At 51.1% G+C, this 13,620-nt stretch carries 10 protein-coding genes and 1 pseudogene; 4 read left to right on the plus strand and 7 right to left on the minus strand.

From position 1 onward, the window contains the following. Positions 1–2 precede the first annotated feature (2 nt). From LVQ79_RS17075 to LVQ79_RS17095, 5 genes are all read right to left on the minus strand, one after another. Positions 3–236 carry a DUF2526 family protein gene (locus LVQ79_RS17075; protein WP_232865842.1) on the minus strand — a complete coding sequence of 78 codons (234 nt, stop codon included), beginning with the start codon at positions 234–236 and terminating at the stop codon, positions 3–5. A gap of 123 nt (positions 237–359) precedes the next feature. Continuing rightward, a complete protein-coding gene (locus LVQ79_RS17080) occupies positions 360–1,115 on the minus strand; it encodes an alpha/beta fold hydrolase (RefSeq protein ID WP_232865843.1) in 756 nt (251 codons plus the stop codon). A 4-nt stretch (positions 1,116–1,119) separates the two neighbouring features. Then, positions 1,120–1,620 carry a GNAT family N-acetyltransferase gene (locus tag LVQ79_RS17085; protein WP_232865844.1) on the minus strand — a complete coding sequence of 167 codons (501 nt, stop codon included), beginning with the start codon at positions 1,618–1,620 and terminating at the stop codon, positions 1,120–1,122. Between the two features lie 72 nt (positions 1,621–1,692). Continuing rightward, complete coding sequence (locus LVQ79_RS17090) at positions 1,693–3,291, minus strand: ABC transporter substrate-binding protein (RefSeq protein WP_232865845.1); 1,599 nt, start codon at positions 3,289–3,291, stop codon at positions 1,693–1,695. A gap of 172 nt (positions 3,292–3,463) precedes the next feature. Next, the gene (locus tag LVQ79_RS17095) at positions 3,464–4,177 is read right to left on the minus strand and encodes a glutamine amidotransferase (RefSeq protein ID WP_232865846.1); all 714 of its coding nucleotides are present in this window, start codon (positions 4,175–4,177) and stop codon (positions 3,464–3,466) included. A 197-nt stretch (positions 4,178–4,374) separates the two neighbouring features. Between LVQ79_RS17095 and LVQ79_RS17100 the strand changes: the two genes are divergently transcribed. The 3 genes from LVQ79_RS17100 to LVQ79_RS17110 are packed head-to-tail and all read left to right on the plus strand — an operon-like array spanning position 4,375 to position 10,829. Then, positions 4,375–5,703 carry an SrfA family protein gene (locus tag LVQ79_RS17100; protein ID WP_232865847.1) on the plus strand — a complete coding sequence of 443 codons (1,329 nt, stop codon included), beginning with the start codon at positions 4,375–4,377 and terminating at the stop codon, positions 5,701–5,703. A 3-nt stretch (positions 5,704–5,706) separates the two neighbouring features. After that, entirely contained in the window at positions 5,707–8,679 is a 2,973-nt protein-coding gene (locus LVQ79_RS17105) for a virulence factor SrfB (RefSeq protein ID WP_232865848.1), read from the plus strand. Next, complete coding sequence (locus LVQ79_RS17110; RefSeq protein ID WP_232865849.1) at positions 8,676–10,829, plus strand: virulence factor SrfC family protein; 2,154 nt, start codon at positions 8,676–8,678, stop codon at positions 10,827–10,829. The genes LVQ79_RS17105 and LVQ79_RS17110 overlap by 4 nt, the downstream gene beginning before the upstream one ends. A gap of 93 nt (positions 10,830–10,922) precedes the next feature. Here LVQ79_RS17110 and LVQ79_RS17115 read toward each other — a convergent pair whose 3' ends face one another. Further along, on the minus strand, positions 10,923–11,720 hold the full coding sequence (locus LVQ79_RS17115) for an MBL fold metallo-hydrolase (RefSeq protein WP_232865850.1): 798 nt from the start codon (positions 11,718–11,720) through the stop codon (positions 10,923–10,925). 223 nt (positions 11,721–11,943) lie between these two features. Between LVQ79_RS17115 and LVQ79_RS17120 the strand changes: the two genes are divergently transcribed. Next, positions 11,944–13,410, plus strand: a complete 1,467-nt coding sequence (locus LVQ79_RS17120) for an aldehyde dehydrogenase (RefSeq protein ID WP_232865851.1) — start codon at positions 11,944–11,946, stop codon at positions 13,408–13,410. A 31-nt stretch (positions 13,411–13,441) separates the two neighbouring features. Here the strand turns inward: LVQ79_RS17120 and LVQ79_RS17125 are convergent. Continuing rightward, a pseudogene (locus tag LVQ79_RS17125) lies at positions 13,442–13,591 on the minus strand (helix-turn-helix domain-containing protein); the annotation flags it as partial. Between the last annotated feature and the right edge of the window lie 29 nt (positions 13,592–13,620).

Genomic DNA, 13,620 nt, shown 5'->3' on the forward strand with positions numbered 1-13,620 from the left:
ACTTAAATAATGGTGCCGCCTTTAGTTAAATCATCACGGCGCTGTTCCACTTCCGCTTTGTGATGATGACCTTTCTGCGCAATGGCGATACGCAAGCGCTGTTGCTGCGCATAACGATCTTCGCGGGTTAACTCAGCATCGTCGCTCAGTTCTATCAGCAACTCATTCATATGCTCAATCACATTTTCAGTTACCGCTGCGTCTACGCGGGTAATTACGTCTTCAAGGTGCGCCATAACAATCTCCTTAATTTTTGTACCGACACCCTAACCTTTTCAGGTGAGGAATCAATAAATTTATCTCTATCGCTATGACTTGGCAGCAATTTTTACAAGGGTAAGCATCACCGTCCTGCCCGCTCACGCATACATTTTGCAGAACGCGTCCAGAGCATGGGACAACGCAGCCGGATTTTCCCACGACATTGAATGCCCGCAGTCTGGTAGTACTGTAGTCGTGATTTTCAGGGTTTGAACTTTAGTGAAATCGCTATCGGGCAAGGAGCTTTCGCCGAATATTAGGTTTTTGGGTATCTTCAGATGAGCGAACATTTCAAACCAGTTATTCCCGGTTATCAGGCTATCGGCCCCTCGCCAAACAGCCCAGGGTGCGGCAACTGATAAACTTCCTGCCCAGGGGCCCTTTTCTTCTGCAACCAAAGACGCATGGATGCAAGCGACATAATTATCTTCTGTATAGCTGCATATTTGTTTGCTGAAAAATCCGCCTCCTGGATGGAAGTTGGGTTCAGAAACAATCAACGCGCACAGACCCTCGGCTAATCGTTGAGAAGCCTCAATACAGATACTGCCTCCCATACTGTGGCCATAGAGAAAGAACTTTTTCAGATTGAGATGGGAAATCAGTTCGGCAACGACTGCAGCTTGCTCGGCAATGGAATAACTGAAATCTTTAGGTTTCTCGCTGTAGCCGTAACCCGGAAGGTCGATAAGAATCGCTCTTCTGCCGGAAAAGTTTTTATCGGCAACCACTCGAGGGTATTCATAAGAGGCAGCACATCCAAGACCGTGAACAAACACCAATGGCGTTCCTGTTCCGGGCAGATCCAGCCAGCGAACGCGGCAGTTTGCGATAGAGGAGAAAAATGATTCCATACCATTAATCTTCAGAAGCAGGATGGGAAGAAACACCCAATATTTTGTTCATATTGATACCGGTGACAGCAAAACCGTTAGTTTCATAGACCTGTCTGGCTCTGCGGTTATCAGCAGCCACCCGAAGTTTGATCTGGTTATAACCTTGCTGAATTAGCTGCTCTTCCAGACATTTCATCGCCTCACTACCCAGCCCCAGGCCACGAAACTGAGGAAAGAGATAAAAGTCGTTGATGTAAATAGATTTTAGTTCTGAGTCCGGCTTATACCATAGATAGCCAATATGCTGTTCTTCACCCAAGTGAGTTTGTGTAATACATAACACGACCTGCCCGGCACTCTTTTCACCGTCCGGGAAACTTGCCTCTGTCTCACGTCGTGCCTGTAACAAAGCATCCGCTTCCGACAGCCGATAACTACTGGCTATCTCACTTGCATAATCCACAACGAAGTAATCAACAAATGCCAGAAAATCATGGCTTAACATAGGTTTGAACGTAACCATTTTTCATCCTTGTTTGTGTTTTTGCCGAGTCCAAAATATGACGCCTCCCAAAGCAGGAAGCGTCAGTTGAGATTAATTCAATTTCGCTTTCGAGAAATCACTGCCATTCAGGCTAACGCTATAACCTGTCACATTACTGCGTGTTGCGTAGAAAGTTTTACCGTTAGCCAGTGGTATCCACGGGGCTTGTTGGTAGAACACTTCTTGCGCCTGCTCATAGAGTTTAGCGCGCGCAGCTGGGTCGCTGGTCAGTTTCGCTTTTTGGGTTAACGCATCGTAATCTTTGTCGCACCAACGTGCTGCGTTAGAGCCGCTCTTGATACTGCCGCAACCAAGCAGCGTATCTGCGAAGTTATCCGGATCGCCGTTATCGCTCATCCAGCCAAACAGTGCGGAGGAGTGTTCGCCCTTACGCATGCCTGAAAGGTATTCGCCCCACTCAAAGGTGACGATTTTCGCGTTCACACCCACTTTTGCCCAGTCATGCTGAATCATCTCGGCGATACGACGTGAGTTCGGGTTATATGGACGCTGCACCGGCATTGACCATAAATCCGTATCGAAGCCCTTCTCAAGCCCTGCTTGTTTTAACAGTGCTTTGGCCTTTTCAGGATTGTAGGTGCGATCGTAGAGATCTTTATTGAAACCCAACATTGTTGGCGGGATTGGGGATTTCGCAATCGTACCTGACCCCATAAATACCGCATTGATAATAGCTTGTTTATCCACGGCGTAGTTCAACGCCTGGCGTACCAGCACGTTATCAAATGGCTTTTTGGTGGTGTTAAACGCCAGATAACCGACGTTCAGGCCATCTACCGTGTGTAAAGTCAGATCTTTGTCAGCTTTAATAGCGTCAAACTGCACCGGAGCCGGGGCTGGAATAATCTGGCATTCGTTCTTCTGCAATTTTGCCATACGCGTCTGGACGTTTGGTGTAATGGAGAAGATCAGATGTTTAGTCGGCACTTCACCATTCCAGTAGTTCGGGTTCGCGACATAGCGAATCAACGAATCTACTTTATATTCCTGCAACGCAAACGGCCCTGTGCCGATTGGCGCAGTATCCACTTTTTCAGGCGTGCCCGCTTTTAGCATCGCATCAGCATATTCTGCTGAAAGAATTGAAGCGAAATCCATCCCCCAGTCTGCGAGGAATGCCGCATTAGGTTCACTCAGGGTGAACTGAACGTGATTATCATCAAGCTTTTTAACTTCGGTTATCAGCTTATCGAGTCCGACATCATTGAAGTATTCGTAAGTCGCCTGCGACACATTGTGGTACGGGTTTTTCGGGTCCTTCTGGCGCATGACTGAGAAAACGACATCGTCAGCATTGAAATCGCGGGTCGGCTTAAACTCTTTATTGCTATTGAACTTCACGCCTTTGCGCAGGGTAAAAGTATACGTTTTACCATCCGGGCTGATTTTCCATTCGGTCGCCAGTGACGGAACCGGTAAGTTGTCGCTTGGGCGAAATTCAACCAGGCGGTTATAGAGCGTTTGCGAACTGGCAACAAACGTAGGGCCGGAGCTGGCAATTTGTGGGTTGAAGGATTCTGGTGAAGCCTCTGAACAATAAACTAGCGTGTTATTCGCTGCAGCCAATGCAGCCGTTGCGGGTAAGAAACTGCTGAGCAACAGTGCGAGAAGTGTTTTCCCTGTCGACATAGTTTTGCCTTTTGTATGCTTGCCAAATGAAAAGTGAACTTATAATTTTGAGCGTCAATAACACCATAGCTCTTAAATTCTGACAAATAACAAAAGGCTCTCAGGTTATTCATTAATAGTGATATTCGTGCATTTTTACGCCACCAGCAGCACAATACACCACTATATTCATTTACAATGACGCAACAAACCTCTGTAAGATCGCACGCGAAAAAGACGTATCGCTCACTGCGGCTAATAACGCATCACGGTCTTTGCCTTTCATCGCCACTCTTTCACTACGGCTGGTAATGATTTTATTCATCACTGGCGCACTAAATTCTGGGTGGAATTGCACCGAAAGTGCAGTCGATGAATAGCGGATAATTTGGTGCGGATCGTGACTGGATGCTGCAAGTACCACGGCACATGACGGTAGCGTGAGCACGCTTTGCTCGTGGCTTAAAAACGTATCAAAAGATGTTGGCAAACCTTCAAGTAACGGGTCATGAATTGCTGCATCATTCAAGCTGACTGCAATTTGCCCCACTTCGCTGCCCTGCGGATGGTAATCCACTTTTCCACCCAGCGCGTAAGCCATCAATTGGTGCCCGTAACAGACACCTAATACCGGAACCCCCGCGCCGATAATCTCACGCAACCAGTTGGCCGTGCGCTCACTCCACTCTTCATGGTCGGTGACCATCGCCCATGAACCCGAAATCACCGCACCGCTAAACGTACCCGCTGCTGGCAGTGGCTCACCTTCGAACGGGCAAACAACTTTAATTGGGCCAACATCACCTAACGCGGCTTTAAACCAGTCAGGCTGTTCGCCAACAGCTGCGCGAATATCAGTGGGAGGATGGCCCATTTGAACCAGCAATAAAGGTAGTGTTTCTGACATTGATTGAACGCCCTTTTGATTTTGGGATGACTTTAATCAGTAGCACAAAACCTGCGAACGCCCCAAAGACTTAAGTGCAATCGCCCGATAATTAGAAAAAAGTGCCATCTCTTCCGCCGTTTGCCTGTGCCGGGAATCCGTAAAATGGAAAGTGTGAAAATGGCTCAAGCGGAGCTGAAAACAGCAGGATTGATGACGTGGCAAAAACATTATTGCGCAGCGGATGCTTAGATGATTTTCTTTCGCTCGGCGAAAACGGGCAAACGGTGTTCGACTCAGCGCTACAAATTCGCGAAACATTACGCTTACGCAAACAGCAAGCGGTAGTCGAAAGCCTGGCGATACCTCAACCAAACGATGAAGGCGATCGTGTTGACTGGTACGCCCCCTTTGAAGGCAGCGTTGTCAGTTGGGCTGCTGCCAGTGATGAGCAACGTAAAAAAGCCCTGCGCTATCTCGATAACTGCCAGGCCAACATCGCCTCGCTGATTCAGCGTTGCCAACAAGCAGAAAAAACGTCCATCCAGCTTTTTGGCTCGTTACTCGCCAATACATTGCAGTTTCCGGGTAGCCAGCATGTTTACCTGGTAGACGGGAAACCGGTCATCACTTTTTGGGGCTTTGTGACGCTTAATAGTAGTGCCCGTCCTGATCCACTGGGTTGCTTACGCATTGCTGAAGAACACGAGCCGGTAATTGAATTCCTGCCAGAACCGCCGCCTGCTGCGCCACCTGTCGTGGTGTTAAGCGAGCCCGATGAGCCACTCTATTCCGTGGCGGCACTCACACCTGTGGCAGTTCAAAATGATGAGCCATTGGTATCAGCGCCAGAGGCTGAAGTCGTGCGTGAAACTCCCGTCACGAAAAAGCCGAAGCGTTGGTTACTTCCTGTTGCAGCCGCCATCATGGCCTGTATCGCCGCCCCACTCTCTTATTATCTGGTATCGGCACCACATGCCGAACCTTTAGCTCAGAAACAAGCGGAAGTTAAACCTCAGACCATCGCTCCAGCAGCCATTCAGGCAGCACCGGTGGCCCATGTTTCAACTTTGCCTGTCACTCAAGCCGCGGTCGTTGAACCCCCACCGCCGGAACCAGAACCTGCTGCTGTTACAACGACAACACCGGCAGCAGAGATACCTAAAGGCGCATTGGTTTTACCGGCTGATTCGCTAAAAATTGGCTCGACTAAATTCCTCAACGGCAACTGGCGTGTGGCCATCAACGTTAAAGATGCCATCACCGGCAAACCACCTACGCTGCGTTATCAAATTGCCAACAACAAAGGCAATGTGCGGCTGGTGCATGGCGACAATATTGTCTGCAAAGCAGAAGTATTCTCTGGGCTGATGCAGTCCGGTACGTTGATGATCAAAACCCGTGGCAATGCGCGTTGTAGCGATGGCTCACGTTATCCGTTGCCGGAAATATCCTGCAAACCTGGCGAGAACGATGTCGCCGAGTGCAGTGGGCGCTACGAGGAGGACACCGTGGTTCCTGTGACATTTAAAAAAGTGGGTGATTAATCAATGTTTGCCACTCTGTATCCCTATAAGTCGAGCGTGACGCTCATTAAAGACAGCGGCATTCAGTTTCTGGATTTCGGCCTTGCTCCGCAGCCTAATGCTCCGCATACCGGGCGCTTTGTGCGTAAAACGGCGAACGGCCCGCTTTTACGCCTTGATTACGATGTGATACCTGGCAAATTTACTCTGCCAGGCTCGCAGGGCTCGGCTCCAGAGGTAGTGAAACCGGAAAGCACGATTACGCTTGGCCACTCCCTGAAACTGCTGGATAAAACCTGGCTGCCGCTGCCATTCCTGCGTTTTAACCCACCACGTACTTTTGTGGGCGGCCCGGATAACTGGGCACGAGTGCAGATTCGTTGCCTTGAAACACCGGACTCAGCTGGAAACACCGTACGCATTACCATCGCACTGGATACAAAAATCCTGGCCGATGATAACCCTGCGGCCCATTTGGCCCCCACGCAAAATGATGTCCGTAACGGAGCCCGTTTTGCACTTGCGTGGAACAACGAAGAGATTAACGACTTTATCGATCAAACCTGGGTTGATGGCTGGCTGCGTGAAGTGTTCACGCAATTCGCCACCCGCCACGAATCCAGAACAGAGCGTGAAATCAGCAACGCGCTGAAAACCTTCGAGTACCAGGCGCACTATCTCAATATTATCGAAATGCTCGGCGCACAGCTTTCGGTGCCAGAAGTGAAAATTGTCACCGCCACGCTGCAAGCCCCGGCGATCCCCGTCGATCTTGTACTGGATGTCGGCAATACCCACACCTGTGGCGTATTGATTGAAGACCACGGCGAAGCCAATGACGGCCTGCGCCAGACTGCCGAGCTGCAAATTCGCTCGCTCAGCGAACCGCAAACCATCAACGAAGCGATGTTTACCAGCCGCCTCGAATTCTCTGAAGCTAAATTCGGCAAACAGCATTTCTCGGTGGAAAGTGGCCGTGACGATGCGTTTGTCTGGCCATCGATTGCCCGCGTTGGCGATGAAGCTCGCAGCATGGCTTCTGCCCGTTTAGGGACCGATGGCGCAAGCGGGATCTCCAGCCCGCGCCGTTATCTATGGGATGAAACCCCGGCCAACCAGGATTGGCGTTTTAGCCAAATGGGTGTGAAAACCCAGCGTGAACCACTGGCGACCGCTTATCCCCTGATGAACCTGATGAATGACGACGGGCAGCCGCTCTATTCCTTACCGCTGGAAGACCGCCTGCCAGTGTTTTCGCCACAGTACAGCCGTAGTTCGTTAATGACGCTGATGCTGTGTGAGTTGTTGGCACAGGCGCTGATGCAGATTAACAGCGTCGGCTCACGCCAGAGTATGGGGCATCTCAATGCGCCACGTCAGCTACGCCATCTGATTCTGACACTGCCTTCGGCGATGCCAAAACAGGAGCGTGAGATCTTCCGCCAGCGAATGCAGGAAGCAGTAGGTCTGGTGTGGAAAGCGATGGAATGGCACCCGACAGATGATGGTTTCACCAGCGAGCGTGATTTCCAGAAAAGTGTCATCCCGGTCCCCGATGTTCAGATGGAGTGGGACGAAGCCACCTGCGGGCAACTGGTGTGGCTGTATAACGAAGCGTTGGTCAATTACGCAGGGCAAACGGGCAACTTCTTTAAAAGCCTCGCTCGCCCTGACCGCGAGTTAGCCGCTGATGAACTGCCGGGCAAAACGCTGCGCGTCGCATCCATTGATATCGGTGGTGGCACGACCGATATGGCTATCACCCAGTATCATCTTGATGATGGTGTCGGCAGCAATGTGAAAATTGCTCCGCGTTTACTGTTCCGCGAAGGCTTTAAAGTCGCAGGTGATGACATTTTGCTGGATGTTATCCAGCGCTGTGTGCTCCCTGCATTACAGGCACAAATTCACCAGGAAGGTGTGGTTGATACCACCGGACTGATGACCACGTTATTTGGTGAGTCCGGGCGCATGGACACGCGAGGTACGCTGCGCCAACAAACCGCGCTGCAACTGTTTATCCCTCTTGGGCACGCAGTGCTGTCTTACTGGGAAAATAGCGATCCCGACGATCGCCACGCAACACTTGAAGCAACATTTGGCGAACTGTTGGCCCAACGCCCAACAGATAACGTGATTAATTATGTTCAACAGGCTGTGCAGCACGCGCTGCCTGCTGATGCTCCGGCGTTTGATCTGTTCAGCGTGCCATTACAGGTTGAACTGGCATCACTACAAGAGGCGTTACTTGCAGGGCAATTCACTCTGACCGCCCCGCTTCAGGCGCTGTGTGAAGTGATAAGTCACTATTGCTGCGATGTGCTGTTGGTCACCGGGCGTCCGGCCTGCTTGCCAGGCGTGCAGGCATTATTGCGCTACCAACAACCGGTTCCAGTGAACCGCATAGTCTGGTTGGATAATTATCAGACTCATGAATGGTATCCATTTAGCCAACAAGGCCGTATTGGCAATCCGAAATCTACTGCCGCTGTTGGTGCCATGCTGTGCAGCCTGGCGATGGACTTGCGCCTGCCAGGCTTTAATTTCAAAGCCTCTGACATCCAGGCGTACTCCACTGTGCGCTATCTGGGCATGCTCGATGGCAACAATACATTGGTTGAGAAAAACGTCTGGTATCGCGATATCGATCTCGACGATCCGAAGTCAACGCTCGATACCCGTCTGCATTTCCCGCTACGCGGCAATGCTTGCCTCGGTTTTCGCCAGCTTGATGATGCCCGCTGGCCTGCCACGCCGCTGTATACACTGGCGATAAACTCACCACAGTTGGCAAAAGAGATAGCCGGTGAAGGTGTGCTAAATGTACGCCTGCAACAAACTCGCGAAGCCGATGCTTTTGTGCTGGCGGAAGCCTGGTTGCAGGATGGCAGCAAAGTGCCACTTAACCAGCTCAGTTTTAAATTGAATACCCTGGCAGGAAGCTACAGCGGAGCCAGCCATTACTGGATTGACAGCGGGAGCGTGTATCAAAAATGAATCCAATAACCTCAACGCTGCACCCTTTAGTGGACTGGGTACAACAGACGCGCCAGACTGTTCCCCTGGTGGAAAATGAAGCCGATGGGCTGTTGCATAAACTGGCCACACTCCAACAGCGCCAGCACCAACTTGACTTACAGGCGGAGCAACCGCTAACAATTGGCTTATACGGCCACTCGATCGCGGGCAAGCATCACCTATTGACCACGCTACTGGGCGATAATCATGAACGTATCGAGATTATGCTCGGCGGAAAAGTGCTGGATTATCTGACGCACATTAACCCCGGGCATGCGCCAGGTATTGCCGTGCGTTTTACTCGCCGTGAACTGCCGGTTGCGGAACATTATCCGTTACTCATCACGCTGTGTAGTACCAGTACGCTTGCCCAACGTATGATTCGCCAGTATCACACCAACAGTGCTACCCGTTTTGCGCAGCCTGAGGTGGTCGCATTAAAGCTCAAAGAGTTACAGTCTCGCCGCCAGGCACAACCGATGCCAGGGCTGACACAGCTGCAATTCTCCGATATTGCACAAACTTACCAGCAAGTGGTTCGCCGCCAACATCATCTGGATAATACGCTGTGGCAGCAAATGGCCGAGCTCCTGCCGTGGCTGAGCTGCACCGATCAAGCCACATTGCTGGCACCACTCTGGGGAGATAACGCCACTATTACTGCTCACTGGCAGCATCTTGCACAGACGTTGAATCATTTAGGTTATGCCCATCAGGTTTTAGCTCCCGCCAGCCTGCTGGTGGATACCTTCCTGCTTCCGGTAGAAGGCTTCTTGATCCCCACCACGCCAGATGAACCAGAAATGAATGCGGACGTGCTGGTTTGCCCTCTGGTCAATCAACAAGCCGGGACACAGACCAGCCTGGCTCAGCAGGATTTACAGCAGTTGAGCGCTGAAATCACGCTTTCGCTCAACTACCAGCCACGCCTGGCACAGGTGGAAGTAGTCGATATTCCCCTCGCGCAACTTGATGATTACGCACAATATCTACAGCCCGATAAATTAGTGGTATGCAATGCGGCAGCCGAGCGTCGGGAAGTGAATGCAGTTGGTAAAATGCTGGCGCGTTGGGTCGATAAAACCCAGGCCAGTAATGCCACAACGCCAGGTCTGATTTGGGCGATTACTCCGCGCGATGCCCGTTTTAGCGGCGCTAACCTTGATGAAGGCGTGCAACGTGTTATAGGTCTGCCGGGTAAACGTTGGGGGACTTTGCAAGCGCTGGATAGCCGTAATATGCACCGTTTGCTGGAGTGGCTTGCCGATGCGCTGGTTCCGGCACAGCGGACACTGCGTATTGAGATGTTGCAGGCCGCGCTGAATGCGGAAGTCAGCGCCCTATTCACCCATATGATTGAAGACGAAAACCTCACACCGGTACGCGCACGTTCTCAGGCTGAAGGTCTGGTGCGCGCGCTGCAATCCCACGCGGCCCTTCATGGCGAACTGCTGGCAAGTTTATTGCCGGAACGCCATGTCTTACAGCAACGTTGGGTAAGCCACCAGCAATTACGTAGCCAGCAGCCAGCGGGTTTCCATCTGGATATCGATCTGTTTACAGACGTAGACAGCAGCGAAACGCAAACGCGCAGCCCCGACAGTTTTGCCACCGTAGTACATCTGTTGTGGATTAATCATTTGCGTCAGTTGGCAACTCGCCACGAGGTTGCTCATCTTTCCGGGCTTGATAACACTCAACTTCAGGCACTTTGCCAATTGTTGATTGTCGCCAGTTATCGCCTGAAATTACCTGAACAGCTAGAGTCGGCATTGCGCCACGGTGATGGCAGCATGGCGCAGGAAATCACCTGTGTGACTGCCGTATTAGGCGATTTTGTTAGCTGGTTGGGTTATGCCCACGTTGATCCAGCTTTGCGCCCGGCAAGTCGGGTGAATAAAGGCTCACCTGTGTTTGCACCACAAAAACAGGCTACAGCCAGCACCCGCCTGGTGCGCTTAGGTGAACAACCTGCGCGCGGCAATACGCTTTACGTCTATGACTGGCTAGTGGCGCTATATACCCGCGCGGTAGAAAACATCGGCTATCGCCATCCGCTGGATGTCAGCGATGCTCAGAAAGACGCATTGAAAGGATTGCTGAAAAAGGTAGATAAACAGATTCCGTAAAAATAATAATCAATAGCGCCACCCGGCACTCATTCACATTAAGTCGGGTGGCGCTGCACTTATCCCCCTGCAAAAGAGTTTGTTACCACGCGATCACAAAACAAAAGTATCGCCTGTTGCAGGAGCGATCACATCCGGCAACCACAACCGTCCCCATGCACCGGTACAATGGCAACCCATTACTTTCTGAATTTTTTGCTGGTGTAAAAAACGTCTGATTCGCAGTAATTCTGGCGGCAACGCGCTGCGCAGATGGAAACCGCCAATCAATGCATAGATCTGCTTAATCCCCGTGATATTTTGGCAATGGCGCACAATATTTATAATTCCCCGATGCCCACAGCCAGTAATAATCACTAGCCCATGGTCGGATTTATAAATAAGCACACCTTCATCTATAACGTAATCCATAGCAGCGCTGTTACCACTTATAATTCCGTATGCCCTGGGTTCATCCACGTTGATTTCCCCCGACCACAAAAAACGCTCGCTGATAGGCACAGGTGTGCGGCTGTACTCCATTTGATGGCGAGAATAATCAATGTCTAACGAGAGCTTTTTTATTTTTCTGCTAAAACCCGCCAGTTTTAGTGCTGCAAAGCGTTCATTGGCTATCTGAGGATGGCAGATAATACGGCTGTTATTGGGCAACCAGGGTACACCACCACAATGGTCATAATGGCCGTGTGAAAGTACCGTTGCAGTCAGAGCTGTGAGATCAACGCCCATCAAGGCCGCATTATGCAGAAAACTATTATCAGGGCCGGTATCGAACAAAACCGAGGTTGTTTCATCCTTAATCAACAGGCTAAGCCCGGCTTTAGCAAGCAACGATTTCTCTGCCCCAGCAGCCCGCCTATTTTCCAGTAATACTTTGATAGTTAATGGCATGTTCGCCCCTTCCTGAGAAAAATCCATCATCGCCCAGTATAGGGAGTTATGTCGAATGGCGCACTGACAAGCTGCTCAGAAATCGAAGGAGTGCCCCATTCCGAAGGGATTGAGAGTTGAGCTGATTCCTTTCCCCGTAACCACGTTAAATTGCTGGGAAAAGCATTTAATCCTCACTACACTCGATGACACCTTAACATTTAAATAACAAAAGAGGTGTCACATGCCAGGAACATCCCCTGTCTCTATTTCAATGCTTATTAATGGACTGCCCGTTGATGCACAAAACCAGGCAACTTTTGAACGCCGTAATCCGCTAGATGAGCACGTCGCGACTATCGCACCGGCTGCCACCGCCATTGACGCTGGTGCAGCAGTTGAAGCTGCAAGCCTGGCATTTGTCGGCTGGTCACAAACTCCGCCAAACCAGCGCCGGGCTTTGCTTTTAAAAGCCGCTGATGCGCTGGAAGCCAAACAAGCCGCATTTGTCGCCTCGATGGCGGCCGAAACAGGTGCTACCGCTCAGTGGGCTGAATTTAATGTGCATTTAGGCGCCGGGATTCTGCGTGAAGCCGCAGCCCTCACCACACAAATCAATGGTGAAGTTATCCCATCAGATGTGCCAGGAAACCTGGCAATGGCAATACGCCAACCTGCGGGTGTCGTGCTGGGAATGGCACCGTGGAATGCACCGGTGATTCTCGGCGTGCGGGCTATCGCCACACCGCTGGCCTGCGGCAACTGCGTAGTACTGAAGGGTTCTGAAATCTCCCCTGCAACACATGGTTTGATTATTGATGCACTCAATGAAGCCGGATTCCCGGCGGGTGTGGTCAATTTTGTCACCAATGCGCCACAAGATGCGGGAACCATAGTGGAGACGATGATTGCTCATCCCGCCGTGCGCCGGGTGAACTTCACCGGTTCAACGCACGTCGGGAGAATTATTGCGCAAACTTGTGCTCGCTATCTCAAGCCCGTGGTTTTAGAGCTGGGCGGCAAAGCACCGTTGTTGGTTCTGCATGATGCTGATATTGATTTGGCGGTGAACTGCGCGGCGTTCGGAGCCTTCGCCAATTCAGGGCAAATCTGCATGTCAACCGAGCGCATTATCGTTGACGAACGGGTAGCCGATGAGTTTGTAGCAAAATTTGCAGCTAAAGCCGCCAGTTTACCCTGCGGTGACCCGCGCCTCGGCCCAACTGTTCTGGGTTCAGTTGTCGATGTACAGACAGTTTCACGCTGCAATGATTTGATTGATGACGCGCTGGCAAAAGGTGCAAAACTGGTCGCCGGCGGCAAAGCGGACTCAACCCTCATGCCCGCTACAGTGCTGGATTTTGTCACTAATGAAATGCGCATTTACCACGAAGAATCCTTCGGGCCGGTAAAAGGGATTATTCGTGCGAAAAGTGATGACGAAGCGCTGGCTATCGCCAATGACAACGATCTTGGCCTGTCTGCTGCGGTTTTCAGTCGCGATACCGCTCGCGCATGGAATATTGCCAGCCGCATTCAAAGTGGAATCTGCCACATCAATAGCCCAACGGTACACGATGAAGCGCAGATGCCATTTGGCGGTGTGAAAGACTCAGGTTACGGACGTTTTGGTGGGCAGGCAGGCGTACGTGAGTTTACCGAACTGCGCTGGATAACGATGCAAACACAGCCGCGACCGTTACCATTCTGATGCGGTAAGAAACGTACGTTAACCTATTCTGGCGTACGTTTTTCGGCAAACAGCCGTAATGCTGTTGAAATCGGGCTGTAAATCGTGAACTTGAAAGATACCCGCTGCGTGAGGCAATTTCGCCAATCGGCAGCGCGGTGGTTTGCAACTGAGACAGCGCATACGACATGCGCACCTCTTTGTGCCCTTATGATTTCATTTTGTGCCGAA

The organism is Buttiauxella cochleicola, assembly GCF_021282405.1.
Lineage (GTDB): Bacteria > Pseudomonadota > Gammaproteobacteria > Enterobacterales > Enterobacteriaceae > Buttiauxella > Buttiauxella massiliensis.